The sequence below is a fragment of the Chitinophaga sp. YIM B06452 genome (assembly GCF_039655965.1).
Classification (GTDB): Bacteria; Bacteroidota; Bacteroidia; order Chitinophagales; family Chitinophagaceae; genus Chitinophaga.
Genome location: NZ_JAWLKY010000002.1, coordinates 1,501,799 through 1,526,402, shown reverse-complemented (window position 1 = coordinate 1,526,402; position 24,604 = coordinate 1,501,799). Strand labels below are relative to the sequence as shown.

At 53.9% G+C, this 24,604-nt stretch carries 26 protein-coding genes; 12 read left to right on the top strand and 14 right to left on the bottom strand.

Annotated features, from left to right (window positions below):
* Window positions 1-2 precede the first annotated feature (2 nt).
* The gene (locus R3I13_RS16180; RefSeq protein ID WP_012794455.1) at window positions 3-224 is read right to left on the bottom strand and encodes a DUF2795 domain-containing protein; all 222 of its coding nucleotides are present in this window, start codon (window positions 222-224) and stop codon (window positions 3-5) included.
* A 100-nt stretch (window positions 225-324) separates the two neighbouring features.
* Here R3I13_RS16180 and R3I13_RS16175 point away from each other — a divergent pair, with 100 nt between their 5' ends.
* Window positions 325-978 carry an ABC transporter ATP-binding protein gene (locus tag R3I13_RS16175; protein WP_346318991.1) on the top strand — a complete coding sequence of 218 codons (654 nt, stop codon included), beginning with the start codon at window positions 325-327 and terminating at the stop codon, window positions 976-978.
* Window positions 979-982: 4 nt separating this feature from the next.
* Here the strand turns inward: R3I13_RS16175 and rfbD are convergent, their stop codons facing one another.
* The 6 genes from rfbD to R3I13_RS16145 are packed head-to-tail and all read right to left on the bottom strand — an operon-like array spanning window position 983 to window position 6,872.
* Entirely contained in the window at window positions 983-1,834 is an 852-nt protein-coding gene (gene rfbD, locus R3I13_RS16170; RefSeq protein ID WP_346318990.1) for a dTDP-4-dehydrorhamnose reductase, read from the bottom strand.
* 6 nt (window positions 1,835-1,840) lie between these two features.
* Entirely contained in the window at window positions 1,841-2,401 is a 561-nt protein-coding gene (gene rfbC / locus R3I13_RS16165; RefSeq protein WP_346318989.1) for a dTDP-4-dehydrorhamnose 3,5-epimerase, read from the bottom strand.
* Complete coding sequence (gene rfbB, locus R3I13_RS16160) at window positions 2,401-3,459, bottom strand: dTDP-glucose 4,6-dehydratase (protein ID WP_346318988.1); 1,059 nt, start codon at window positions 3,457-3,459, stop codon at window positions 2,401-2,403. Before rfbB ends, rfbC begins: the two co-directional genes overlap by 1 nt.
* Before the next feature lie 7 nt (window positions 3,460-3,466).
* On the bottom strand, window positions 3,467-4,411 hold the full coding sequence (locus tag R3I13_RS16155; RefSeq protein WP_346318987.1) for a UDP-glucuronic acid decarboxylase family protein: 945 nt from the start codon (window positions 4,409-4,411) through the stop codon (window positions 3,467-3,469).
* Window positions 4,412-4,423: 12 nt separating this feature from the next.
* Complete coding sequence (locus R3I13_RS16150; protein ID WP_346318986.1) at window positions 4,424-5,737, bottom strand: UDP-glucose/GDP-mannose dehydrogenase family protein; 1,314 nt, start codon at window positions 5,735-5,737, stop codon at window positions 4,424-4,426.
* A 7-nt stretch (window positions 5,738-5,744) separates the two neighbouring features.
* Window positions 5,745-6,872, bottom strand: coding sequence for a DegT/DnrJ/EryC1/StrS family aminotransferase (locus R3I13_RS16145; RefSeq protein WP_346318985.1), 1,128 nt, complete (start codon window positions 6,870-6,872; stop codon window positions 5,745-5,747).
* A 101-nt stretch (window positions 6,873-6,973) separates the two neighbouring features.
* On the opposite strand from R3I13_RS16145, the gene R3I13_RS16140 reads away from it, so the two are divergent.
* Complete coding sequence (locus R3I13_RS16140; RefSeq protein ID WP_346318984.1) at window positions 6,974-8,239, top strand: glycosyltransferase N-terminal domain-containing protein; 1,266 nt, start codon at window positions 6,974-6,976, stop codon at window positions 8,237-8,239.
* Here R3I13_RS16140 and R3I13_RS16135 read toward each other — a convergent pair.
* Complete coding sequence (locus tag R3I13_RS16135) at window positions 8,209-8,988, bottom strand: hypothetical protein (protein WP_346318983.1); 780 nt, start codon at window positions 8,986-8,988, stop codon at window positions 8,209-8,211. The two genes, R3I13_RS16140 and R3I13_RS16135, sit on opposite strands and share 31 nt — an antisense overlap.
* Before the next feature lie 89 nt (window positions 8,989-9,077).
* Here R3I13_RS16135 and R3I13_RS16130 point away from each other — a divergent pair, with 89 nt between their 5' ends.
* Entirely contained in the window at window positions 9,078-9,677 is a 600-nt protein-coding gene (locus R3I13_RS16130; protein ID WP_346318982.1) for a thymidine kinase, read from the top strand.
* Here the strand turns inward: R3I13_RS16130 and R3I13_RS16125 are convergent.
* Both R3I13_RS16125 and R3I13_RS16120 read right to left on the bottom strand, forming a co-directional pair.
* Window positions 9,655-10,134 (bottom strand): GtrA family protein, encoded by a 480-nt coding sequence (locus tag R3I13_RS16125; protein ID WP_346318981.1) that lies wholly within the window; start codon window positions 10,132-10,134, stop codon window positions 9,655-9,657. The genes R3I13_RS16130 and R3I13_RS16125 overlap by 23 nt on opposite strands.
* An 89-nt stretch (window positions 10,135-10,223) precedes the next feature.
* Window positions 10,224-11,714 (bottom strand): acetyl-CoA carboxylase biotin carboxylase subunit, encoded by a 1,491-nt coding sequence (locus R3I13_RS16120; protein WP_346318980.1) that lies wholly within the window; start codon window positions 11,712-11,714, stop codon window positions 10,224-10,226.
* Between the two features lie 79 nt (window positions 11,715-11,793).
* On the opposite strand from R3I13_RS16120, the gene R3I13_RS16115 reads away from it, so the two are divergent.
* The 4 genes from R3I13_RS16115 (at window position 11,794) to R3I13_RS16100 (ending at window position 15,004) form a co-directional block, all read left to right on the top strand.
* Window positions 11,794-12,456, top strand: a complete 663-nt coding sequence (locus tag R3I13_RS16115; protein WP_346318979.1) for a heme exporter protein CcmB — start codon at window positions 11,794-11,796, stop codon at window positions 12,454-12,456.
* Between the two features lie 136 nt (window positions 12,457-12,592).
* Window positions 12,593-13,258 carry a cytochrome c biogenesis protein CcsA gene (ccsA, locus tag R3I13_RS16110; protein ID WP_346318978.1) on the top strand — a complete coding sequence of 222 codons (666 nt, stop codon included), beginning with the start codon at window positions 12,593-12,595 and terminating at the stop codon, window positions 13,256-13,258.
* Entirely contained in the window at window positions 13,251-13,505 is a 255-nt protein-coding gene (locus R3I13_RS16105; RefSeq protein ID WP_346318977.1) for a CcmD family protein, read from the top strand. The genes ccsA and R3I13_RS16105 overlap by 8 nt, the downstream gene beginning before the upstream one ends.
* A 62-nt stretch (window positions 13,506-13,567) precedes the next feature.
* Entirely contained in the window at window positions 13,568-15,004 is a 1,437-nt protein-coding gene (locus R3I13_RS16100) for a Glu/Leu/Phe/Val dehydrogenase (protein WP_346318976.1), read from the top strand.
* Window positions 15,005-15,210: 206 nt separating this feature from the next.
* Here the strand turns inward: R3I13_RS16100 and R3I13_RS16095 are convergent, their stop codons facing one another.
* Window positions 15,211-15,711: a type I restriction enzyme HsdR N-terminal domain-containing protein gene (locus tag R3I13_RS16095; RefSeq protein WP_346318975.1), complete on the bottom strand. Its 501-nt coding sequence runs from the start codon at window positions 15,709-15,711 to the stop codon at window positions 15,211-15,213.
* A 65-nt stretch (window positions 15,712-15,776) separates the two neighbouring features.
* Between R3I13_RS16095 and R3I13_RS16090 the strand changes: the two genes are divergently transcribed.
* From R3I13_RS16090 to R3I13_RS16075, 4 genes are all read left to right on the top strand, one after another.
* Complete coding sequence (locus R3I13_RS16090) at window positions 15,777-16,547, top strand: AMP nucleosidase (RefSeq protein WP_346318974.1); 771 nt, start codon at window positions 15,777-15,779, stop codon at window positions 16,545-16,547.
* Window positions 16,544-18,271 (top strand): ABC transporter ATP-binding protein, encoded by a 1,728-nt coding sequence (locus R3I13_RS16085; protein ID WP_346318973.1) that lies wholly within the window; start codon window positions 16,544-16,546, stop codon window positions 18,269-18,271. The genes R3I13_RS16090 and R3I13_RS16085 overlap by 4 nt, the downstream gene beginning before the upstream one ends.
* Window positions 18,272-18,337: 66 nt before the next feature.
* A complete protein-coding gene (gene queA / locus R3I13_RS16080; protein WP_346318972.1) occupies window positions 18,338-19,387 on the top strand; it encodes a tRNA preQ1(34) S-adenosylmethionine ribosyltransferase-isomerase QueA in 1,050 nt (349 codons plus the stop codon).
* A 79-nt stretch (window positions 19,388-19,466) separates the two neighbouring features.
* Window positions 19,467-20,150, top strand: a complete 684-nt coding sequence (locus R3I13_RS16075) for a 2-C-methyl-D-erythritol 4-phosphate cytidylyltransferase (RefSeq protein ID WP_346318971.1) — start codon at window positions 19,467-19,469, stop codon at window positions 20,148-20,150.
* A 2-nt stretch (window positions 20,151-20,152) separates the two neighbouring features.
* Here the strand turns inward: R3I13_RS16075 and R3I13_RS16070 are convergent, their stop codons facing one another.
* Together R3I13_RS16070 and R3I13_RS16065 are read right to left on the bottom strand one after the other, a co-directional pair.
* Complete coding sequence (locus tag R3I13_RS16070) at window positions 20,153-20,491, bottom strand: hypothetical protein (RefSeq protein WP_346318970.1); 339 nt, start codon at window positions 20,489-20,491, stop codon at window positions 20,153-20,155.
* Window positions 20,492-20,546: 55 nt separating this feature from the next.
* Complete coding sequence (locus R3I13_RS16065) at window positions 20,547-21,524, bottom strand: Gfo/Idh/MocA family oxidoreductase (protein WP_346318969.1); 978 nt, start codon at window positions 21,522-21,524, stop codon at window positions 20,547-20,549.
* Window positions 21,525-21,615: 91 nt separating this feature from the next.
* On the opposite strand from R3I13_RS16065, the gene R3I13_RS16060 reads away from it, so the two are divergent.
* Entirely contained in the window at window positions 21,616-23,640 is a 2,025-nt protein-coding gene (locus R3I13_RS16060; protein ID WP_346318968.1) for a gliding motility-associated C-terminal domain-containing protein, read from the top strand.
* A 171-nt stretch (window positions 23,641-23,811) separates the two neighbouring features.
* On the opposite strand, the gene radC is transcribed toward R3I13_RS16060, so the two are convergent.
* Complete coding sequence (gene radC, locus R3I13_RS16055) at window positions 23,812-24,564, bottom strand: DNA repair protein RadC (protein ID WP_346318967.1); 753 nt, start codon at window positions 24,562-24,564, stop codon at window positions 23,812-23,814.
* Window positions 24,565-24,604 lie beyond the last annotated feature (40 nt).

The following is a 24,604-nucleotide window of genomic DNA, read 5'->3' as shown; positions in this document are numbered from 1 at the left end:
GGCTAATATTCGTCTTCGTTGAAGAAGAAGTCGTCTTGCGACGGGTAATCAGACCAGATATCCTCTATGCCTTCATAAATTTCACCCTCATCCTCCAGTTCCTGAAGGTTTTCGATAACTTCGATGGGTGCACCGGAACGGATGGCGTAATCTATGAGTTCGTCTTTTGTGGCTGGCCATGGAGCATCCTCCAGGTACGAGGCCAATTCTAAGGTCCAGTACATCGTATATAAATTTTTACTTTTCCAAATTTTCGCAAAAGTATTATTTAATTTGAAATAAACAACTATTACTATTTTAACGGCTAATTTACTTCGCTTGGTTATGCTTACCGCTCGCAATGTTACCAAAAATTATTCCAACCTCCAGGTACTCCGCGGGGTGGATATTTCTGTCAGTAAAGGGGAGATCGTTACCATTGTCGGCTCTTCCGGGGCCGGGAAAAGCACGTTGCTGCACATCCTGGGTACGCTGGACAGTCCTACCGGCGGGGATATCTCTATAAACGGGATACAGACCAGCACCTTGCAGGGCAGGCGCCTGGCAGACTTCCGGAACCGTCATATCGGCTTCATTTTCCAGTTCCACCACCTGCTGCCGGAGTTCAACGCGCTGGAGAACGTGAGCATTCCCGGGTACATTGCCGGCGCAAAGAAGGTTGCGGTGAAGGAAAGGGCGGAATACCTCCTGGAAACGCTGGGGCTGAAAGACCGGATGGATCACCGTCCGAAGGAGCTTTCAGGCGGCGAGCAGCAGCGGGTGGCGGTGGCCAGGGCGCTGATCAATAACCCGGCCGTGATCATGGCAGACGAGCCTACCGGCAACCTGGATTCACGCAATGCCCGGGAGCTGCACCAGCTTTTCCTACAGCTCCGCGACCAGTTCAACCAGACTTTTATCATCGTCACCCATAACGAAGAGCTGGCCACGCTCAGCGACCGCCAGCTCGTAATGAAAGACGGGAAAATAGTCAGTTAAGGGATCATTTCCCCAGGCAAACTGCCAAACTGTCCCTCCAGTAGGGTATTTGTAACCCGAAAACCGATTTGATCTTTTCTTTGTTTAAGACGCTATAAGCCGGTCTTTGTGCCGGGGTGGGGTATTGATCCGAAGTGACGGGATTCACCGCGCATTTGGACCCCGTAAGCTCCTTTATGGCCACTGCAAAATCGTACCAGCTGGCCACTCCTTCGTTGCTATAGTGGTAAATGCCGCCTTCGGCCAGGGATGGGTGCCCGAGCATGGTGAGAATGGCGTTGGCGAGGTCGGGCGCATAGGTGGGCGTGCCCGTTTGGTCGAACACTACGTTCAGGCTTTCCTTTTCCTTCATCAGTTCCTGCATGCGCAGCGCGAAATTGACGCCGGTACGGGAATACAGCCACGATGTGCGGATGATCACCGCCCGGGGATGGTAACCCAGTACAGCGGCTTCTCCGCGCAGCTTTGACGCGCCATATACGCTCTGGGCGGAAGTCTCATCTTTTTCGGTATAGGGCCGGTTGCGGCGGCCGTCAAAAACATAATCCGTGGAAACCTGGATAAACGCGCTGTTGTGCTGTGCGGACACTTCAGCCAGTATCAGCGGCGCCTGGAAGTTCAGCAGGAACGCGGCTTCCTCGTCCTGCTCCGCTTTGTCCACAGCCGTATAGGCGGCGCAGTTGATCACAGCGTCTATTTGCCGGCTGCCGAAAAAGGCGTTCACCGCTTCCGCATCGGTGATGTCAAGTTCTTCCCTGTCTGTATAGATCAGTTCAAAATCAGGATACTGCGCGGCTGTGGATTGCAGCGCCTGGCCCAGCTGGCCTTTGGCGCCTGTTACCAGGATGTGTTTCATATTCGTTTATTGCTGAAAGATAAAATTATGTTGAACGTCTGCCAGCAGCGGCAATACTTTGTCTTTTTCAGACACCACTGCTTCCGTGAGGGGAATGCCCCAGTCTATCGCCAAAGCAGGATCGTTGTACAGGATGCCGCCTTCGCTGGCCTTGTTATAAAAATTATCGCATTTGTACATTACTTCCGCGGTAGGGCTCAGCACGGAATACCCATGAGCAAAGCCCTGCGGTACCAGCAGCTGGAGTTTGTTCTCGGCAGACAGCTCAATGGAAAACACTTTGCCATATGCGGGCGACCCTTTGCGGAGGTCCACCACGACGTCAAGAATACGGCCGTCGAGGGTGCGTATCAGCTTGGCCTGCGCATGGGGGGGCAGCTGGAAGTGCAGGCCGCGTAATACCCCGTAGTTGGAACGGGCCTGGTTGTCCTGCACAAACTGTATCTCCACGCCTTCATCCCGGAAAGTGCTCTCGTTGTAGCTTTCGAAAAAATATCCCCTTTCATCTTCATGCACCTTCGGTTCGAAGACCAGGAGACCGGGTATACCTGTTGGTCTGAATGGCATTATCGTTGCTGGTATTGTTCCTGGTAATATTGTTGATAAGCCCCGCTGGTAACGTGTTGCAGCCATTCTTCGTTGGCAAGGTACCAGTCTACGGTCTTTTCGAGCCCTTCTTCGAACCGGAGGCTTGGCGCCCAGCCGAGTTCTTTGTTTAGTTTGGTGGCGTCTATGGCGTAACGCAGGTCGTGGCCGGCCCTGTCTTTCACGAAAGTGATGAGCTTTTCGGAAGTGCCTTCTTTACGCCCCAGTTTGCGGTCCATCACTTTGCACAGCAGGCGGATGAGGTCTATGTTCTTCCATTCATTGAACCCGCCGATGTTGTAGGTTTCGCCAATGCGGCCGTTGTGGAAAATAGTATCGATCGCGCGGGCATGGTCTTCCACGAACAGCCAGTCACGCACGTTTTCGCCTTTGCCGTAAACAGGCACGGGCTTGTTGTTTTTGATATTGTGAATAGCCAGCGGGATCAGCTTTTCAGGGAAATGATTGGAGCCGTAATTGTTGGAGCAGTTGCTCAGCACCACGGGTAAATGGTAGGTGTGGTAATATGCTCTCACAAAATGATCGGAGCTGGCTTTGGAGGCGGAATAAGGAGAACGCGGATCATAAGCGGTCTCTTCGGTGAAAAAACCTTCCTCTCCGAGTGAGCCGTATACTTCGTCGGTAGACACATGATAGAAACGTTTGTTCTCCACATCGTCTTTCCAGTATTTGCGTGCGGCATTCAGCAGCACGGCAGTGCCCAGCACATTGGTCCTGATAAAGGCCAGCGGGTCCTGGATGGAGCGGTCTACATGGCTTTCTGCCGCGAGATGGATCACTCCGTCAAATTTATACTTTTCAAAGAGGCCATTCACAGCATTTTCGTCTGTGATGTCCACTTTTTCAAAAATGTAATTGGGGCTGTCTTTAACGTCAGACAGGTTTTCGAGGTTACCGGCGTAGGTGAGGGCATCACCGTTAACAATGGTGTAGGAAGAGTATTTGTTTACAAATAACCGGACCACATGGGAGCCGATGAAACCGGCTCCTCCTGTGATCAGTATAGTTCTTTTCTTCATACGAAGATTATTTTCCCAATGCTTTTTTGAAATATTCGTATGTGATCTTCAATCCTTCCTTGCGGTCCACTTTCGGTTCCCAGCCCAGCAATTGTTTCGCTTTGGTGATGTCCGGCTTCCGTTGCTTCGGATCATCTTTCGGCAGGGGATGGAATACGATCTTCTGTTTGGTGCCGGTGAGTGAAATGATCTCTTCCGCGAATTGCAGGAGCGTAATTTCCGCCGGGTTGCCGATGTTCACGGGCAGGTGGTAATCGCTCAGCAGCAAGCGGTAGATGCCTTCCACGAGGTCGTCCACATAACAGAAAGAGCGTGTCTGCGAGCCGTCCCCGAACACGGTAAGGTCCTGCCCGGTAAGCGCCTGGCTCATGAACGCGGGCAGCGCGCGGCCATCGTCGAGCCGCATGCGGGGGCCGTAGGTGTTGAAGATACGGATGATACGGGTTTCCACGCCATGGAAGTTATGATAGGCCATAGTGATGGATTCCATGAAACGTTTGGCTTCGTCGTACACACCGCGCGGGCCTACGGGGTTCACATTACCCCAGTATTCCTCCGGCTGGGGATGCACGTTCGGATCACCGTATACTTCCGAGGTGGATGCTACCAGGATGCGCGCGTTCTTTGATTTGGCCAGGCCCAGCAGGTTGTGAGTGCCCAATGAACCCACTTTCAGGGTCTGGATGGGCATCTTCAGGTAGTCGATAGGGCTGGCAGGTGAGGCGAAATGAAGGATATAATCCAGCTCGCCCGGCACATGCACGAACTTGGTAACATCGTGATGGTAATATTCAAATTCCTTGAGCGGGAAAAGATGCTCAATGTTTTTGATATTGCCCGTCAGCAGGTTATCCATGCCGATAACATGATAGCCTTCTTTAATGAAGCGGTCGCACAGGTGGGAGCCCAGGAACCCGGCAGCACCGGTGATCAGTACGCGTTTTTTAGTCATAGTGTATATATTTTAGCGCTTTACCGCCTGGCGGCCAACGCTTTCATAATGGAAACCAAGTTCTTCCATGCGCGGAACTTCGAAGAGATTCCGGCCGTCGAAAATGGTTTTATTTTTCAGGGTACTTTGAATTTTATCGAAATCGGGCGTACGGAATACGCTCCATTCTGTTGCGATGATCAGAGCATCTGCATCCTGCAGGGCTTCGTACTGGTGCTCCGCAAATTTGATCTTGTCGCCGACCACCTGTTTCACATTGGCCATGGCCTCGGGGTCGAAAGCGGTAACGGTTGCGCCTGCGGCCGTCAGCGCATCGATGATGTACAGGGCCGGGGCCTCGCGGATGTCGTCTGTATTGGGTTTGAAAGCCAGGCCCCACAGCGCGAAGTGTTTCCCTTTCAGGTTACCTCCGAAATAAGCTTCGATCTTGGGCAGGAGGAACAGTTTCTGTTTTTCGTTCACATCCATAACGGCTTCCAGTATTTTAAAATCGTATTGGGCTTCCTGCGAAGATTTCACCAGCGCCTGCACGTCTTTCGGGAAGCAGCTGCCGCCATACCCGATGCCGGGGAAGAGGAAGCGTTTGCCGATGCGGTCGTCGCTGCCGATGCCGCGGCGCACCATGTCCACATCCGCGCCCAGCCTCTCGCAAAGCACGGCGATCTCGTTCATGAAAGAGATCTTGGTGGCGAGGAAAGAGTTGGCAGCGTATTTGGTCAGCTCGGCGGATTTTTCATCCATAAAGATCACCGGGTTGCCCTGGCGCACAAACGGCGCATACAGATCGCCCATGATCTTGCGCGCACGTTCGGATTGTGTACCGATCACCACGCGGTCAGGCTTCATGAAATCCTCAACGGCAACGCCCTCGCGCAGGAATTCCGGGTTGCTCACCACGTCGAATTCAACTGTCGCATTTTTGGCGATAGCAGCGTGCACTTTGTCTGCTGTACCAACAGGAACGGTGCTTTTGTCTACAATAACCTTGTAATCTTTCAGCATTTTCCCTAACTGGTCTGCCACCCTCAGGATGTAGGAAAGATCAGCGGAGCCGTCTTCCCCCGGAGGAGTGGGCAGGGCCAGGAAGATCACCGCTGCATCGCGGATGCCTTCTTCGAGGTCGGTGGTGAAATGCAAACGCTCTTCTTTCAGGTTGCGTTCAAATAATTTTTCCAGGCCAGGTTCGTAAATGGTGATCTGTCCGGAAGAGAGCTTTTTTACTTTGTTGACATCTATGTCGACACAGGTTACATCATTGCCGGTCTCGGCAAAACAGGTACCGGTAACGAGTCCTACGTATCCGGTGCCTACTACGGTAATTTTCATGCGGGGGCTAGTTTAAAAATGATTTAATCGAATAAATAATATGGTCTAACTGGTCACGATCCATTTCCGTGTGAATGGGCAGGGAAATACATTTCCCGGTCAGGGCATCTGTTACAGGCAGGAGCATGTTGGTTGCGGTCATGCCTTCGAACATTTTCTGACGGTGTGCCGGAACAGGATAATAGATCATGGACGGTACTTGTTTCTCGGCCAGGTACGCCTGGAGCTTGTTGCGGTCCGCGCCTTCCAGCTGGAGGGTGTACTGATGGAATACATGTAGCTGGTTGGGAGCCTGGTAAGGTGTTATGATCTGTGGGGTATTGGCAAAGGCAGTGTTGTAAGCGTTGGCAACTTCCCTTCTGGAAGCGATATATTGATCCAATAATTGCAGCTTGATGCGGAGCACTACGGCCTGAACGGTATCCAGCCTGCTGTTCACGCCCACTTCGTCATGGTAATACCGCTGGCTCTGGCCATGGTTGGCGATCATCCTGATCTTTGCAGCCAGGGCATCGTCGTCGGTGAACAGGGCGCCGCCGTCTCCATAACAACCCAGGTTTTTGCTGGGGAAAAAGGAGGTGCAGCCGATATGGCCGAAGGTGCCCACTTTTTTGGTGGTCCCGTCTTTTTTCGTGTAATGGCTGCCGATGGCCTGCGCATTATCTTCTATCACGTAGAGATTATGACGCTGCGCTATGTCCATGATCGCCTCTATATCAGCGCTGTGGCCGTACAGGTGAACGGGCACGATGGCTTTTGTTTTGGGAGTGATGGCTTTTTCGATCGCCTGCGGGTCAATGCAGTACGTTTTCGGATCGATATCCACGAACACGGGTTTGAGCCTCAAAAGGGCGATCACCTCCGCGGTGGCGATAAAAGTAAAGGAAGGAGTGATCACTTCGTCGCCCGGCTCAAGGCCCAGGGCCATCATGGCTATCTGGAGCGCATCGGTTCCGTTGGCGCAGGGGATCACGTGTTTCGTGCCCAGGTATTGACCCAGTTCCTGCGAAAACTGTTGTACGGGGGCCCCGTTAATGAAAGCGGCACTTTCCAGCACATCCTGAATGGCTGCATCTACCTGCGGTTTAATTTTGCTGTACTGGCGTTTCAAATCCACCATCTGAATAGGAACCATGTAGGATACTAATTTTAGAGTCCGCAAATTTACAAATTTTGGGATAGGTGTAGGGACTATATTTGCGAAGGATTCGATTTATTGGATTAATTATCAATTCTGTGAGTTTATCGATTTTTTGCTATAACGCCGGCATCCGTGCCTACCGGGCGGTTTTGGGGCTGGCGGCAGGTATCGGGGGGAATAAAAAAGCGCAATTGTGGCTGAATGGCCGGAAAGACCCCTGGCCCGCCCTGGAAGCTGCTTTGAAGGGAGCGGAACGGGTGCTTTGGGTGCATGCGGCCTCGCTGGGGGAATTTGAACAGGGGAGGCCCGTGCTGGAAGCGCTCCGCAAAGAATATCCCGGCCTGCGCATCCTGCTCACTTTTTTTTCGCCTTCAGGCTATGAAGTGCGGAAAAACTATCCCGGCGCCGATCACGTTTGTTACCTCCCGCTGGATACCCCCGCCAACGCCCAACGTTTCCTGGATATTGTGAAACCTTCCCTCGCCATCTTCATCAAATACGAATTCTGGTATCATTACCTGCATAATATGTATGCCCGCAAAGTGCCTGTGATCCTCGTTTCCGGCGTTTTCCGTCCCGGGCAGGTGTTCTTTAAATGGTACGGCGGCATGTTCAGGGGGCTGCTCAGGGGCATGGACCGGCTTTTTGTGCAGGATGATGCTTCCCTTCGCCTGCTGAACGATCACGGCATCAGCCAGGCGGCGGTGGCGGGCGATACGCGGTTCGACCGGGTATGGCAGCTGCGGCAGCACCCGGTGAGCCTGCCGGAAATAGAGCGGTTCATTACCGCAAACGACGTACTGGTAGCGGGCAGTACCTGGGAAGCGGATGAAAAAGTGATTGCCGGATGGTGGTATGGCGGCGGCCGGGAAGGCCGCCAGCTGGTGCTGGCCCCGCATGAGATCAATGCATCGCATATTGAGGATATACAAACGCTGTTCCCCGATGCGGTAAAATATTCGGAATTTGCCGCGGGCAAGGCCGGACCGGCAGCGGTGCTGATCATCGATAACGTGGGCATGCTGTCTGCCCTGTACCGTTATGGCCGTACGGCATACGTAGGAGGCGGTTTCGGGAAGGAAGGCATTCACAACCTGCTGGAGCCCGCCACTTACGGGAAACCGGTGATCATCGGCCCCGTTTTCCACCAGTTCCTGGAAGCGGAAACGCTGGTGCAAAACCGCGGTGCGATCGTGATCAATAATGCGGAAGAATTACGCAGGGCTGTGGACGCGCTGCAAGACCCCTATTTTTACGGGCAGGCGGAGGAGACCGCCGGGCGCTTCGTAGAGCAGAACCAGGGCGCCACGGAAAAGATCGTGCGGTATATTCAGGAAAAACGTTTCCTCACGAGCGAATAGAACTGTTTCACCAACTGGTCCGATTCATCCCATCCCAGCTTGATCTTCAGCTCGCGCTCTATCCAGTATTCGGCGTCCTGGAGGGAAGCGGCCTCGTTGATGGTTTTGAGCGAACGCTCGTACATATTATGATCGCCGCGGAAAAGCTCCTGTATGAACTGGAACTTGTCGTTGATGCCGATGGCGCTTTTCAGGTCGTTGATGCCGGCGCCGCTCAGCTTTTCACCTACTTCAAGATTATTTTTACGGAGCGTATCGTTCAGGGAAGGGGATTGTTTGCCTACGAGCTCGTTCAGCTCTTTGCGGATATTGTTGCCGTTGGTATGCTCGGGCTGCGCAGGTTTGGGCTGCACGGGAGGCGGCGGATCGAACAGGGTGGCGGCGGCCGGCCTTTCTTCAGGGCGCGGCGGTTTTACCGGCACACGGTCCGGCGCATAACCGTTCGGTTGTACATTGGATGGCAGCACCTTTTCCTGGACAGGCTGGGCCTTTTCCGCGGCCGGCTGAAATTTCTCAGGCGAAGGCTCCTGCGGGGGAGGCGGAACAACCTGTTTTTCCATAACAGGCATATGCGCGGGCATGATCACGGCCACATGGCCATTGCCCCGCTGCTCCTGTTGTTTCTGCAGGTTGCGCTGGTGAAGTATTTCAGCCTGGAGCAACTGCGTGTAGTAGGATATGGTTTGCAAACCGGCAGCTGAATTTTTCAGTTCCTGCAGTTTGTCAATTAATGCATTTATTTTTTCCATGCCTTAATTGTTAACGCCATCTAATGGAAATTATTTTAATTGCACTAAGTTATACTTTTTTAACCACTTAATAATCAAAATACTATAATATGTTTATTGAACCTTCTCTTACGGGAGGTCGCCGCGGATGGATCGAAGTGATCTGCGGCTCCATGTTCTCGGGCAAAACGGAGGAACTGATCCGCAGGCTGAAACGCGCCCGCTTTGCCAACCTGGGAGTGGAAATATTCAAACCCGCCATCGATACGCGCTATGATGAAGAACAGATCGTGTCTCACAACGAGAACAGGATCTTGTCTACGCCGGTAGACAGCTCGCAGCAGATATTGCTGCTGGGCCAGGGTGTGGATGTAGTGGGCATAGACGAAGCGCAGTTTTTTGACATGGAGCTGCCTAATGTTTGCGACCAGCTGGCGCTTGCAGGCATGAGGGTTATTGTGGCGGGGCTGGACATGAATTTCCAGGGAGAGCCTTTCGGGCCTATTCCCGCATTGCTGGCCAAAGCGGAATACATTACGAAGCTGCATGCCATCTGTGTGCAATGCGGCAACATCGCCACGCACAGCTACCGGAAAAGTAAAAATAAACAAGCGGTATTATTGGGGGAAACCGATCTGTACGAGCCGCGGTGCAGGGTTTGTTACAACCGGGGCGACGAATTGCCTTCTACCGTTCCACCTTCACTTTAAAAGTGAATTTCTTTTGCGTGATATAGCTGAAAGACACGACGATAACGGTGGTGAGCACCTTGGCCACCGTCGGGTAAAAATGGCAGTATTCCACGAACAGCTTCATGCATATATAGTTCAGCAGCAGGCAAACGCCCACCAGCATGAAATACCGCACCAGCTGCACCCTTCCGCGCAGGTTGGAATCCGAGAACACGATGTATTTATTCAGCAGGAACCCGGTGGGAAAGCTCACCAGGAAAGCCATAAGCACCGCCGCGATATGCGGGCTGATGGTGAGGAACGGCAGGTGCACCATCTGTTTGTTGAGAATGAAATTGTAGCTGATGAAGAACAGGAAAATATCCAGCAGCGTATTCCCTCCTCCGCAGGCAATATAGCGGAAGGTCTGGAAGGGCATTATTTTAGCGAAAGGCTTGTAAAAGAATGCCAGGATATTGAATATCAGCTGTTTCATTGGTAAAACGCTGCAAAGCTACAAACGGAATTTTAATTATGACATACGGGAGCGGGATTTTAACATCACTATAATGTAGCCCTCGCCTGCTACCGGTATGTTTTCCTCGACTTCCATTTTGAAACAGGCGCTTCTGCTACGCCATTCAGCGCCGCTGCGGGCCGGGCCGCGGATTGCCAAAGTTGTGCCGCCAGGATGGCCGCTGCGCGGGCAATCTCTTCATCTTTATTTTCCAGCGCCTGCGGCGTGAAATACCGGGCAATGAAATTGGTGTCGAATTTCCCTTCGATGAACGGCGCCTGCTGCAGGGCCCATTTGCCGAAAGGCAGGGTGGTGCGGATGCCGGTTACGCGGTATTCGTCTATTGCCCGGAGAAGCCTTTCCCTGGCTTCTTCCCGGTTGGCGCCCCAGGCAATCAGCTTGGAGATCATAGGGTCGTAGAAAATGGGGATGTCCATGCCTTCTTCATATCCATCGTCTACCCGCACGCCGTATCCCTGCGGGCGGATGTAGGTTTCGAGCCGGCCGGTATCGGGCAGGAAGTTGTTGGCGGGGTCTTCGGCGCAGATGCGCAGTTCTATGGCATGACCGTTGATCTTCAGTTCGTTCTGCGTAAAGGGCAGCCTGCCGCCGTCTGCAATGCGGATCTGTTCTTTCACCAGGTCCAGCCCGGTGATCATTTCGGTGACGGGGTGCTCTACCTGCAGGCGGGTGTTCATTTCGAGGAAATAAAAATTCAGCTGGTCGTCTACCAGGAATTCCACGGTGCCTGCGCCGTAATAGTTGCAGGCGCGGGCCACGTTCACCGCGCATTCGCCCATGGCCGCGCGGATGGCTGGAGTGAGCACGGAAGAAGGCGCTTCTTCGATCAGCTTCTGGTGGCGGCGCTGGATGGAACATTCCCTTTCGAAAAGATACACGCAGTTGCCATGCTGGTCGCCCAGCACCTGTATTTCAATATGCCGCGGGGCGGTCACATATTTTTCGATGAACACGGCATCGTCTCCAAACGCGCTGAGGGCTTCGCTTTTGGCGAGCCGCACCTGTTCTTCCAGCTCGCTTTCCTGCTGCACGACGCGCATGCCTTTGCCGCCGCCGCCGGCGGATGCTTTGATGAGGATGGGGAAACCGGTCTTTTTCACCACTTCCCGCGCCTCTCCGATGCTGCGAAGCGGCGTTTCCGTGCCGGGCACCATGGGCACGCCGAACTGCTGTGCCGCCTGTTTGGCCGCCAGCTTGCTGCCCATTACTTCAATGGAAGCGGCGGAAGGGCCGATGAAGATGAGGCCAGCTTCGGTCACCGCGCGGGCAAAACCGGCGTTCTCGCTCAGGAAGCCATAACCGGGATGGATCGCGTCAGCCCCAGTTTGCCGCGCCACTTCAATGATCTTGCCGCCCAGCAGGTAGCTCTGGCTGGAAGGGGCGGGGCCGATGCAAACGGCTTCATCTGCATATTGCACGAATGGCATGGTGCGGTCCGCTTCCGAGTATACTGCAACGGTGGCAATGCCCATTTCCCTGGCTGAACGCATAACGCGGAGGGCTATTTCCCCGCGGTTGGCAACTACGATCTTCTTCATACGGTATTGTTCGCTGGTTGAATCAAAGGGCTAAAGTTAATGGATTTCAATTTCGCCGGGCAAAGTTATCTTTGCTCCCGTGAAAAGTCCTTTATCGCAGATCGCTGCGCTCGTAAAAAAAGACCTGTTGCTGGAATGGCGGCAGCGGCATGCCCTGTTCGGCATCCTGCTCTACGTATTCTCCACCGTGTTCGTGATCAACCTGATGGTGAAGGAGCCGGAGGATAAGATGTGGAACGCCATGTTCTGGGTGGTACAGCTGTTCGTATGCGTCAATGCGGTGGCGAAAAGCTTTATGCAGGAAAGCCGCGGCCGGCTGCTGTATTTTTATTCGTTGGTCCATCCCCGTTATTTCATCACGGCCAAGCTGATCTACAACGTACTGCTAATGCTGGTTTTCAGCGTGGTAACGCTGGTGTGCTGCCTCCTTTTCCTGGGCAACCCGCTCAGCCACGGCCTGTATTTCCTGGGCGTGGCCCTGCTGGGCGGCATCAGCCTTTCCCTGCTGTTTACCATGCTGGCGGCCATTGCGGCGCAAGCCAGCCAGAACGCGGCGCTGATGGCTATCATGGGTTTCCCGCTGATCATGCCCATCCTGATGCTGCTGAGCAATATTTCCCAGAGCGCTTTTGCGCCGGTGGTACAGCCGGGCCTGGCAGGCATGTTCCTGCTCCTGGCGGGCATGGACGTGCTGGTGATCGCCCTGGCGCTGATACTTTTCCCTTTCCTCTGGAAAGAATAAATTTTAACAAATACCCTCCGGGGGTATAGGTTTTTCAACGATCGGGCAGCCTGTTGCACGAACGTCAAAATCGGCAAATTGCTTTGCCGTTAGCGTTAAATCGTGTAGGTTTGCCCCCACATATTTCAATTGAATAATGGCTAAAAACTGGTGGAAAATCGCCTGCGTACTTATTCTCCTCTATGTGATCATCGGAGGTTTCAGCGTTAGGGTGCCGTCTATCGGCAACAACCTGCAGGCAATCAGGGGCATTTTCTTTCACTTGCCGATGTGGATGGCAATGTACACCCTGCTCACTATTTCCGTCGTAAATTCCGTGTGGTACCTGTCCACCAACGACCTCCGCCGCGACATCCGCGCTTCCAGCGCAGGCAGCGTGGGCGTACTGTTCGGCCTCATGGGCTTTGCCACCGGCATGCTGTGGAGCACCTATACCTGGGGCGGCACCATCGTGAGCGACCCCAAACAGATGACCACCGCCATCGCCCTCACCATTTACATGGCTTACCTCGTGCTGCGCCTCTCGTTTACCGACCTGGACAAAAGAGCCCGCGTATCCGCCATCTTCAACGTTTTTGCCTTTGCCCTGCTGATCCCGCTGACGTATATCATCCCGAGAATGGTGGAATCCCTTCACCCGGGCAGCGCCAGCAGCCCCGGGTTCAGCTCGCAGGACACTGCCGGCACCATCAGGATGGTGCTCTGGCCCGCATTCCTCGGCTGGACGCTCCTTGGCATCTGGATCTATACTTTACGGAACCGCTACAAAAGATTAGAGCTTAAAAATATCCTTCATGGCTAAAAGACTTTCTTATCTCCTCTTCGCATGCCTGATGCTTTCCCTTACCAGCGTTTTTGGACAAGACACAGCACGCGCGGTAACGGAAACCGTTCAGCAGCAAAACACCGAAACCGGCCCCGTCAACGAATTCTTCCGCAGCAACGACAAGATCTACGTGGTAGTGGGCCTGCTGGTGATCATTTTTGGCTTTATCGTGTTTTACCTGGTACGGCTGGACCGGCGGCTGGCCAAACTTGAAAAAGAATAAGACCGGATTTTTCTATACCCTGCTTACAACAACACCAAAACAACATATCTAAACCGTTTTTTATGGCTAAAGCAAAAGCGCTGACGCAAGAACAGCACTATAACTTTTTCCACAGCGTGGAAATGAGCTTCGACAAAGCCGCTCAGTTCACCAAATGGGAAAAAGGGATACTGGAACAGATCAAAGCCTGTAACGCTGTATACCGTATTAAATTCCCCGTGAGAGTAGGGGACAGCATCGACGTAATTGAGGCATACCGTGTGCAACACTCCCACCACAAACTGCCCTGTAAAGGCGGTATCCGCTTCAGCGAAGAAGTGAACCAGGATGAAGTGATGGCCCTCGCCGCGCTGATGACCTACAAATGCGCCATCGTGAATGTGCCTTTCGGCGGCGCGAAAGGCGGCATCAAGATCAATCCCCGCAACTACACCCCCTTCCAGCTCGAAAACATTACACGCCGCTACACTGCGGAACTGGTGAAGAAGAACTTCATCGGCCCCGGCATCGATGTGCCCGCCCCGGATTATGGTACCGGCGAACGTGAAATGAGCTGGATACTGGATACCTACATGAGCCTCCGCCCCGGGGAAATTGACGGTTACGGCTGCGTAACCGGTAAACCCGTGCCTATGGGCGGCGTGCGCGGCCGTAAGGAAGCCACCGGCCTCGGTGTGTTCTACGGTCTCCGCGAGCTGTGCAATGTGAAGGAAGACATGAAAAAGATCGGCCTGGAGCCCGGCATCGAAGGTAAAACCGTGGTGGTGCAGGGTATGGGCAACGTGGGTTACCACGCCGCGAAATATTTCCATGAAGCCGGCGCCAAAGTGATCGGCCTTATTGAGTACGACGGCGCTATCTACAACTCCAAAGGCATGGACCCCGACGCTGTGCTGAAACACCGCAACGAAACCGGCTCCATCACCGGCTTCCCCGGCTCCAAGACCCTCAAAAAGAATACAGACGGCCTGGAACTGGAATGCGACATCCTGATACCCGCCGCGCTGGAAAACGTGATCCACGAAGAGAATGCGCCCCGCATCAAGGCGAAGATCATCGGCGAAGCCGCCAACGGCCCGCTGACGCCTGAGGCAGACGAGATCCTCGCCAAAAAAGGCGTGATCGTAGTGCCGGACATGTTCCTGAACGCCGGCGGCGTGACCGTTTCTTATTTCGAATGGCTGAAAAACCTCAGCCACGTGCGCTACGGCCGCCTCGGCAAACGCTTCGATGAGAACATGAACGTGCACATCCTCGGCCAGATCGAAGAGCTGACCGGTAAAAAGGTATCTGAAAAAGAAAGGAAATTCATCGCTCACGGCGCTGATGAGGTGGACCTGGTGTATTCCGGCCTGGAAGAGACCATGATCACCGCCCTCCACGAAGTTCGCGAGAAATCACTCGAACATAAGAAGATCAGGGACATGCGTACCGCGGCTTATGTTTGCGCCATCGACAAGGTGGGCGTGGCATACGAGCAGCTGGGCATTTTCCCCTGACCGGATTTTATTTTTAAAGGCGGAGATGGCCGGGCGCATGCCTGGCCATTTTTCGTTCAGGCATCCTTATGGTTTGAACGCTTTTACCCTATGGTATCCTTACGGTTTCAACGCTTTTACCATATAGTTTGAACGCTTTTACCCTACGGCATCCCTACGGTTTGAACGCTTTTACCCCCAAACGGGCTTGTATTGTTACAGGGAGATCATGCCCCGGGAAGTTCAGGGTGATGCGGCATTTCAGGCTCCGCAGGTGGTGCAACAGGCGGGTAATCCGGCAGGTCGTTCTCAAATTCCCAGCTCCCCGCTTCGGTGTTCAGCTTGCAGCACCAGGTATTGGTACCGTTCGTGATCACCAGGTAAGGCGCCGGCAGGGCCATATGGTACCGCACGATCTGCTCCAGCACCGGCAGCCCCAGCGGCACGCCCATTTCCTTGCACTCCACGATCATCCAGGGAGCGGCCTCCCGGGTGTACACCACGATGTCGCAGCGTTTTCTCAGCTCTCCCAGGTTCATTTCCTTTTCTATGCTCAGCAGTGCGCCGGGATATTGCCGGCTTTTGACGAGGTAATTGAGGAAATTCTGTCGCACCCACTCTTCCGGCGTCAGGCTCACGTATTTTTTACGGAAGGGGTCAAAGATCATCTCCTGCCCGTTGCTGGCGGTGATCTTGAAATCGGGAGGGGGGAACTGTATCGCGATCATGCTGTAAAACTATGCAACTCGCGGCGCTTTCGGGAAAAAACATTACATTCACTTGTCAAAAAGCTATGAAGACGAAAGAAGAGATAGTAGCTAATTGGCTTCCCCGCTACACAGGAGAGAAGCTGGAGAACTTCGGCTCGCATATCCTGCTCACTAATTTTTCCAATTACGTGACGATGTTTGCCAAATGGAACAATGCCAAGATCATTGGCGCAGACCGGCCTATGCAATGCTGTACTTCCGGCGACATTACCATTATAAATTTCGGGATGGGCAGCCCCGGCGCGGCTACCGTAATGGACCTGCTCAGTGCCATTTCTCCCAGCGCCGTGCTGTTCCTCGGCAAATGCGGGGGACTGAAAAAGAAAAATGCCATCGGCGACCTGATACTACCCATTGCGGCCATCCGCGGGGAAGGTACTTCCAACGACTATTTTCCCGCCGAAGTGCCCGCCCTTCCTGCCTTCGCCCTTCAGAAGGCCATTTCCACCACCATCCGCGAATACGGCTGCGACTACTGGACGGGCACCTGCTACAGCACCAACCGCCGCGTGTGGGAGCACGACGCCGAATTCAAAAAATACCTGGAACGCATCCGCGCCATGGCGATAGACATGGAAACGGCCACCATCTTCTCGGTAGGCTTCTATAACAAGATCCCGACCGGGGCGCTGCTCCTCGTGTCTGACCAGCCAATGGTGCCCGAAGGCGTTAAGACAGAAGAAAGCGATAAAAAGGTGACCAATGAATACGTGGAACGTCACCTGAAAATAGGGGTGGATTCCCTGAAGAACCTGATCAACAGTCACCAAACCGTTAAACACCTGCGCTTTTGAGTTCCGCTCCGCTCGTATCCATCCGCAACTTAGAGGTCACTTTCCGTACTGAAGAAAGTCTTGTAACGGCTGTAAAAGGCATTTCACTGGACATTCAGCCGGGAGAAATTCTCGGCATCGTCGGCGAGTCCGGTTCCGGCAAGTCCGTGACGGCGCTGAGCCTGATGCGGCTGATCGCTGCGCCGGGTAACATCAGCGGGGGAAAGATACTGTATCAGCCGGATGGCAAAGCGGCCACAGATTTGCTGGAACTGCCGCCCATGGCGCTCCGCAGTTACCGCGGGCAGGAAATAGCCATGATCTTCCAGGAACCCATGACCTCGCTGAACCCGCTGCATACCTGCGGGCGGCAGGTGGCGGAGGCGATCAGGCTGCACAAAAAGGTTTCCGTGGCTGCCGCGAGGAAACAAACCATCGCCCTGTTCGAACGGGTGCGGATACCCGATCCGCAGGAGGCTTTCGACAAATACCCGCATGAGCTGTCCGGCGGGCAGAAACAGCGGGTGATGATCGCCATGGCCGTATCCTGCGGGCCGCGCCTGCTGATTGCGGACGAGCCCACCACCGCGCTGGACGTTACCGTGCAGAAAACTATCCTGGAGCTGCTCCGCGAATTGCAGCAGGAGATGGGCATGAGCGTTATTTTTATCACCCACGACCTGGGCGTGATCGCCGAAATTGCCAGCCGGGTAGCCGTGATGTACAAGGGTGAGATCGTGGAAGAAGGCGCCGTGGAAGATATTTTCAACAGGCCGCAGCATCCCTATACCAAAGGGCTGCTGGCCTGCCGCCCCCCGCTGGACCTTCGCCTCCGGCGCCTGCCCGTAGTGCGGGACTTTACAGAAGGCGGCCAGGCGGCCAATGTGGACGCGTTCGTGCGCTCGCTGGTATTGCCCGATGCAGCGCAAAAAGCAAGAGAGGATTTGCTGAGCACCCGCCCGCCATTGCTGAAAGTGGAGGGCCTCAGCACCTGGTTCCCGGGTAAAAAGAGCCTGCTGGGCAAGGTGCGGAGCTATACCAAAGCGGTGGATGACGTAAGCTTTGAAGTGCGGGAAGGTGAAACGCTGGGGCTGGTAGGGGAATCGGGCTGCGGGAAAACCACCCTCAGCCGCACGCTTTTAAGGCTGATAGAGCCTACCCACGGCAGTATCCATTACCGGGGCAAAGACCTCCGCAGCCTGGGCGCCAAAGAGATGCGCGCCATGCGCAGGCATATCCAGCTGATCTTCCAGGACCCATATTCTTCCCTCAATCCCCGCCTTACCGTGGGCCAGGCCATCCTGGAACCGATGGCGGTGCATGGTTTGTACGACAATGACCGTACCCGCAGGGAAAAAGTGCTGGAACTGCTGGAAAAGGTGAACCTCCTGCCTGAGCACTATCACCGGTACCCCCACGAATTCTCCGGCGGGCAGCGGCAGAGGGTGGTGATTGCCCGGGCGCTGGCCGTGAACCCGGAGTTCATCATCTGCGACGAATCTGTTTCCGCGCTGGACGTGAGTGTGCAGGCCCAGGTGCTCAATTTGCTGACCCGGCTGCAGCAGGAATTCAATTTCACCTATATTTTCATTTCGCACAACCTTTCCGTCGTGCATTTTATGAGCGACCGGATGATGGTGATGAATAAGGGTAAGATCGCGGAGATCGGCCATGCGCGGGAAGTTTACCATCACCCGAAGAGTGCTTATACCCGTGAACTGATAGCCGCTATCCCGGGGCGGTGAACCTTTTTTCGTAAAGTATGTTATATTCCGTACCTTTGCACACTTTAAATTCATTCATACCGTAATATGAAATTATCACAATTCAAGTTCGATCTGCCGTTAAACCTGATCGCACAACATCCCTCCAAGACAAGAGACGAGAGCCGCCTGATGGTTGTCAACCGCGCAACAGGCAAGATTGAGCACAAGGTATTCAAAGACATCCTCGGTTATTTCAACGACAAAGACGTAATGGTGGTAAACAACACCAAGGTATTTCCTGCGCGCCTTTACGGCCGTAAGGAGAAGACCGGCGCCAAGATCGAGGTGTTTTTGCTCCGTGAGCTCAACAAGCAGAACCGTCTCTGGGACGTGATCGTTGATCCCGCGAGGAAGATCAGGGTAGGCAACAAGCTGTATTTTGGAGATGATGAGAGCCTGGTAGCTGAAGTGATCGACAACACCACCTCCCGCGGCCGTACCATCCGTTTCCTGTTCGAAGGCAACGATGAGGAGTTCAAAGCTGTGCTGGACAGCCTGGGAGAAACACCCCTTCCCAAGTACATCAAGCGCAAACCGGAAGAAGACGATAAAGAGCGTTACCAGACCGTTTACGCCAAGTACGAAGGAGCAGTAGCCGCGCCTACCGCCGGCCTGCACTTCAGCCGCGAGCTGATCAAACGCCTGGAGATCAAGGGCGTGAAGTTTGCGGAGGTGACCCTGCACACCGGTCTTGGTACTTTCCGCCCCATCGAGGTGGAAGACCTGAGCAAGCATAAAATGGATGCGGAATATTTCCACATCGATGAATATGCGGTGAAGATCGTAAACAAGGCGAAAGAAGAGAACCGCAAGATCTGCGCGATCGGTACCACCACCGTGCGCGCCGTGGAATCTTCCGTTACTGCGCAGAACCACCTGAAAGCAGCGGAAGGCTGGACCAACACCTTCATTCACCCGCCGTACGATTTCTCTATCCCGAACGCGCTGGTGACCAATTTCCACCTGCCCAAAACCAGCCTCCTGATCATGGTATGCGCCTTTGCCGGTTACGACCTGATCATGGAAGCGTACCAGCAGGCCATCAAGGAAAAATACCGCTTCTTCAGTTATGGCGATGCAATGCTCATCATCTGATGAAACAAAACATTACCGGAAAGGCAAACAGTAACACGCTGTTTGCCTTTTTTTATAAAAATTACCTTACTTCGTATTCATGGCCGACAGGATCAAAATAGCCGTTATCGTTGCCGGAGGTTCCGGTACCCGGATGGGCAGCGCCACGCCCAAGCAGTTCATGGAAATCGGCGGTAAGCCTTTGCTGTATCATACCATCAGCGCGTTCCTGCAGGCGTACGACGATATGCATATCGTGCTGGTGGTGCCGGAAGCGCACCAGGGTTACATTGCAACATTGCTCACGGCTTTTGACAGGCCGCCTTCCATTACGCTGGTGCATAGCGGTGAAACCCGTTTCCATTCTGTGAAGAACGGCCTGGATGTGATCCGGCAGAGCGCTGTCATTTTTGTGCACGACGGGGTGCGCCCGCTGCTGAGTCCTTCGTTGATCCGTCGCTGTTATGAAGGCGCGCTGGCGAAAGGTAATGCCATTCCCGCTGTTGAAATGAAGGACAGTATCCGCGAAGTGGACGACGAAGGGAATATGGCTGTAGACCGCAGCCGCTTCAGGATCATACAAACGCCCCAGACATTTTTATCCGAAGTGCTGCAACCTGCCTTCACACAGCCTTACGATCCTTTATTTACGGATGAAGCCAGTGTAGCGGAAAGGGCGGGAGAAGAAATTCATCTCGTGGAAGGAGAGGAGCAAAATATCAAGATCACCCGGCCCGTGGATCTGGCAATCGCCAACGCTTTCCTGGCCGGGCATGGTTTATAGCATTATCGTTTCGTGAAACCCAGATCTTCCGCTTTCTTCACGTCATCGGCACTTACGCCGATCCTGATCTCATGGCCGGTTTTGCAGTGGCAGGCGTAACAGCCATCGCCCGCACTAACCCTGACGATTTTGAGTTCATGCGCCTGGATATCTTTTTCCTCATCCAGCCATTTACGCAGGCTGACTTCCAGCGCGACGTTGCCGTCAATTTCAGCGGACCAGGGGTTGGAACAGCCGGTTGTTTCATACCCAAGCTGGATATAAGGCGACGGAGTTTTGTTGCGTTTGCAGGCAAGTGCGCAACAGGCAAATACGAGTAAGCAGTACAGGGTTGTTTTCATCTTCCAGGTTTAAAATGAAACGGTGCTGTACGCCGGAATGTTACAGCAGGGCTGTCTACTCGGGCTGCTGCTGGCCTTTCCCGATCTTTTGCAGGATCTGGTGCGCGGCTTCAAGCGCCTGGAAACCATCTATCACGTTCACAGCCACGGGTTTGTTTTCGAGGATGGCGTCGCGGAACAACTCCAGCTCCATGCGGATGGCGTTGGATTGTTTGATCTCCGGGTTCGCGATGGCAATGGTCTTTTTGCCGTTGTTGGTAGCGATGTCCAGCGTAAAGAGCCCTTCGTCTGCAGGCGTTTTGAGCTTGATGATCTCTGTTTTTTTGTCCAGGAAGTCGATACCGATGTAAGCGTCTTTCTGGAAGAGGCGCATCTTTCTCATTTTTTTGAGGGAAATGCGGCTGGAAGTAAGGTTGGCCACGCAGCCGTTGTGGAACTCGATACGTACGTTGGCAATATCGGGCGTATCGCTCATGACGGCCACACCGCTTGCGGAAATGCGGCTGATGCTGGATTTCACAATGCTCAGCACGATGTCGATGTCATGGATCATCAGGTCCAGGATCACGCTCACGTCCGTACCGCGCGGGTTGAATTCAGCGAGGCGGTGCACCTCGATGAACATCGGGTTGAGGTCTACACCCTTCAGCGCGAGAAAGGCCGGGTTGAATCTTTCAACATGCCCCACCTGGAATTTGATATTGGCTTCCTCCACCAGTTTTACCAGCAGTTTGGCTTCTTCCATGGTATTGGTCATGGGCTTTTCCACGAATACATGCTTGCCGTTGCGGATAGCCATTTCGCAGAGTGAAAAATGTTGGGTGGTAGGGGCAACAATGTCTATGGCATCCGAAGCCATGATCAGTTCTTCCGCGGAATCGAAACGTTTGATCTCGTATTGCTCGTGAACGCCGCGGGCATTATCATCATTGGGATCAAAAAATCCGGTTACTTCCACATCTTTCATCGTGGCAAGCTGGGATAAATGGATCTTGCCTAAATGCCCTACACCGAACAAACCTATTTTGAGCATGAATTGAGTTTTTATAGAAAATTCCTGCAAATGTAACAAAAGCGTATGTTATTACTTTATATATTAATTCTATATTGGCTCAAATAATTCCATGCGTTTTTTCTTCCTGATCATATTGACCCTGGTGCTGACAGTTCGCTGCGCGATGGCGCAGAACTGTACCGTGATAGGCCAGACGCCGCAAAGCGCGTTCCCCATCTGCGGTACCAAAGAGCTGAAGCAGGCATCTGTGCCGCCCTGTGCGGGCAGGAAGATCAATATGCCTTCCTGCCGGGACGCTAACCCGCCTACCGAGTTTACCGACAGGAATCCCTTCTGGTATAAGTTCACCTGCTACCAGGCAGGCACGCTGGGTTTTACCATCACTCCCAACAACCTGAACGATGATTACGACTGGCAGTTGTTTGACGTGACCGGCCGGAACCTGAACGAAGTATACACTAATGCTTCCATACAGGTGGCGGGCAACTGGAGTGAAATAGAAGGTCTTACCGGCGCCAACAACACCGGCACGCGCCTGATGAACTGCGAAGGCAGGGCATACCCGAAATGGAGCAGCATGCCGACGCTCCAGGTAGGGCACGATTATCTTTTGCTGGTGAGCCACTTCACCGATCACAACCAAAGCGGTTATGAGCTCGCTTTCGGCGGCGGCACTGCCGTGATCACCGATCCTAAAACAGGAGAGTTCTCCCGCGCCGAATACCGCTGCCTCAATAACAGGATCACTGTCAAATTCAACAAGTTGTTCCGCTGCAATACGCTCGCCGCCAATGGCAGCGATTTTGTACTGACCGGCAGCACGGCCAATATCATCAGGGCCACCGGGGTGAATTGCGGCAACGGGTTCGATATGGATTCGGTGGTGCTGATGCTGGACCGTCCTTTACCCGCGGGGAACTATACACTGCAGGTAAAAACTGGTTCAGACGGCAATACGCTGCTCGACGCCTGCGACAATCCCATCGCCGCGGGCCGCAGCATCGCCGTCAGCGTACCTGTGCCGCAGGCTGTGCCTTTCGACAGGATAGCGCCAATCGGCTGCAAGCCTGACAGGATCAGGGTGCTGTTGAGCAGTCCTGTATTGTGCAGCTCCGTAGCGGCCAACGGCAGCGATTTCAGGATCAGCGGCACCGGTCCTGCCGTGAATGTAGTGGCTGCAACCACCAATTGTGCCGGCCAGCTGGCTGACACCCTCGAGCTGCTGCTCAACGGCCCGGTATACCTGGAAGGCAATTTCAGGATAGACCTGGTGCGTGGCACAGACGGCAATACGCTCGTCAGCGAATGCAGCGTGGAAACACCGCTGGGCCAGATGGTGCCCTTCGCGACCAGGGATACCGTTAACGCCCGCTTCGACAACCGCGTGCGCCTGGATTGTACCTACGACACTATCTTCCTCCATCACAACGGCGCCCACGGCGTCAATTCCTGGAACTGGACTTTCGAGGACGGCGATACCCGCAACACGCAATCGCCCATCAAAGTGTACAGCCTGTTCGGCCAGAAAACAGTGAACCTGAAAGTGAGCAACGGCGTCTGCGAAGCGGAGCATACCGAAAATATCCTGCTGAATAATACGCTCACCGCAGCTTTCACGATAGGCACGCCTGTGCTTTGCCCGTTAGACATGGCTACTTTTACCAACCAGAGCATAGGTAATATCACTGGCCACCGCTGGGATTTTGGTTTTGGCGCCGGTACGCGGCTCGCAACGCCGCAGCCTTTCCGCTTCCCTATGAACAGCCGCGAGCAGGTATACCAGGTAAGATTGATCGTAACCGATAACCTGATGTGCGAAGACACAGCGGTCCATACCCTGAAAACCGTTCCCAGCTGCCGTGTGGCCGTGCCCACGGCCTTTACGCCGAATAACGACGGCGTGAATGATTTCCTGTACCCGCTGAACGGGTATAAAACAGCGGACCTTGTGTTCCGCGTGTTCGCGCGGAATGGCCAGCTGGTGTTTGAATCGCGCAGCTGGACGCATAAATGGGACGGCAAGATCAACGGCTCTCCTGCAATGACCGGCACCTACGCCTGGGTGCTTGAATATACGGATACAGAACTGGGGAACCGGGTGTTCCAGAAAGGGGTGGCAACGTTGCTGCGGTAGCGTTGTTTCCACCGACACTTCCTTCATTACCCGCTTCACGAAGGCGAATACCAGTTTTCTCCTGATCCTAAACCGGTTCGTCCTTTCAAAAGCGAAAGGCCGGCATCGCCGTTACCACAACTTCCCCGGTCGCCTCTTTCTTCAAAAAACGAAAATACTGCGGCCTCCTCCTCAATCGTCCATCAGCCCGTCTTCCAAAAGACTGAAGTATCCGTTTTCGGTAACGATGATATGATCTACTACCTGGATATCCAGCATATTGCCGCCCTGCTTCAGCTTGCGGGTGATGCTCACGTCTGCCCGGCTGGGCCGGAGGTTGCCGGAAGGATGGTTGTGAACCAGGAAAAGCTTGGTGGCCTTGTAGTTCAGGGCTGTTTTGAAAACCACCCGGGGATCGACGGTGGTGGATGTAATGCCGCCGGTGCTGATGCAGGCATGATGCAGCAGGCGGTTGGCGTGATTGAGGAAGAGCACGTAAAAGCTCTCATAGAATTGGTCGGTTAGCAGCGGCCGCAGCCAGCAGGAAGCTTCCCTGGCCGTGCGCACCAGGGCCTTGCGGCGGAGCGGGCCGATCTGCTTGCGCCTGCACAACTCCAGCGCCGCCAGGATAGTTACCGCCTTTTTGACCCCGATGCCGGGAAAGCTGCATAACTGCGAAATTTCGAGGCGGCTGAGCTCGGTAAGATTGTTGTTGCAGCTGTGGAGGATATCTTTGGCCAGCTCCAGCGCGGAGCGTTCCTTATTGCCGCAGTTGATCAGGATGGCCAGCAGCTCCGCATGGCTAAGCGTACGAACGCCGTTGTACAGTACTTTCTCACGGGGCCTGTCATCTTCAGGCCAATCTTTAATGGCCGGCAGCCTGGAAGGCAGAAAAGCAGAGATCGGGGGTAACAGCCCCTGGTTAACAAACATCCTTTTTTCCATACCCAAATGTACAAATCCTCCTCTGGTTTTGCTAATATTT

Coding starts and splice junctions, on each gene's coding strand:
- rfbB (WP_346318988.1), bottom strand. CDS start 3,459: ATGAAGAAAAGAACTATACTGATCACAGGAGGAGCCGGTTTCATCGGC.
- R3I13_RS16070 (WP_346318970.1), bottom strand. CDS start 20,491: ATGAAAACAACCCTGTACTGCTTACTCGTATTTGCCTGTTGCGCACTT.
- R3I13_RS16150 (WP_346318986.1), bottom strand. CDS start 5,737: ATGAAAATTACCGTAGTAGGCACCGGATACGTAGGACTCGTTACCGGT.
- R3I13_RS16120 (WP_346318980.1), bottom strand. CDS start 11,714: ATGAAGAAGATCGTAGTTGCCAACCGCGGGGAAATAGCCCTCCGCGTT.
- R3I13_RS16090 (WP_346318974.1), top strand. CDS start 15,777: ATGAAGACGAAAGAAGAGATAGTAGCTAATTGGCTTCCCCGCTACACA.
- rfbD (WP_346318990.1), bottom strand. CDS start 1,834: ATGAAACACATCCTGGTAACAGGCGCCAAAGGCCAGCTGGGCCAGGCG.
- rfbC (WP_346318989.1), bottom strand. CDS start 2,401: ATGCCATTCAGACCAACAGGTATACCCGGTCTCCTGGTCTTCGAACCG.
- R3I13_RS16135 (WP_346318983.1), bottom strand. CDS start 8,988: ATGGAAAAAATAAATGCATTAATTGACAAACTGCAGGAACTGAAAAAT.
- R3I13_RS16155 (WP_346318987.1), bottom strand. CDS start 4,411: ATGACTAAAAAACGCGTACTGATCACCGGTGCTGCCGGGTTCCTGGGC.
- queA (WP_346318972.1), top strand. CDS start 18,338: ATGAAATTATCACAATTCAAGTTCGATCTGCCGTTAAACCTGATCGCA.
- R3I13_RS16075 (WP_346318971.1), top strand. CDS start 19,467: ATGGCCGACAGGATCAAAATAGCCGTTATCGTTGCCGGAGGTTCCGGT.
- R3I13_RS16180 (WP_012794455.1), bottom strand. CDS start 224: ATGTACTGGACCTTAGAATTGGCCTCGTACCTGGAGGATGCTCCATGG.
- R3I13_RS16060 (WP_346318968.1), top strand. CDS start 21,616: ATGCGTTTTTTCTTCCTGATCATATTGACCCTGGTGCTGACAGTTCGC.
- R3I13_RS16105 (WP_346318977.1), top strand. CDS start 13,251: ATGGCTAAAAGACTTTCTTATCTCCTCTTCGCATGCCTGATGCTTTCC.
- R3I13_RS16175 (WP_346318991.1), top strand. CDS start 325: ATGCTTACCGCTCGCAATGTTACCAAAAATTATTCCAACCTCCAGGTA.
- R3I13_RS16100 (WP_346318976.1), top strand. CDS start 13,568: ATGGCTAAAGCAAAAGCGCTGACGCAAGAACAGCACTATAACTTTTTC.
- R3I13_RS16145 (WP_346318985.1), bottom strand. CDS start 6,872: ATGGTTCCTATTCAGATGGTGGATTTGAAACGCCAGTACAGCAAAATT.
- R3I13_RS16130 (WP_346318982.1), top strand. CDS start 9,078: ATGTTTATTGAACCTTCTCTTACGGGAGGTCGCCGCGGATGGATCGAA.
- radC (WP_346318967.1), bottom strand. CDS start 24,564: ATGGAAAAAAGGATGTTTGTTAACCAGGGGCTGTTACCCCCGATCTCT.
- ccsA (WP_346318978.1), top strand. CDS start 12,593: ATGGCTAAAAACTGGTGGAAAATCGCCTGCGTACTTATTCTCCTCTAT.
- R3I13_RS16065 (WP_346318969.1), bottom strand. CDS start 21,524: ATGCTCAAAATAGGTTTGTTCGGTGTAGGGCATTTAGGCAAGATCCAT.
- R3I13_RS16095 (WP_346318975.1), bottom strand. CDS start 15,711: ATGATCGCGATACAGTTCCCCCCTCCCGATTTCAAGATCACCGCCAGC.
- R3I13_RS16125 (WP_346318981.1), bottom strand. CDS start 10,134: ATGAAACAGCTGATATTCAATATCCTGGCATTCTTTTACAAGCCTTTC.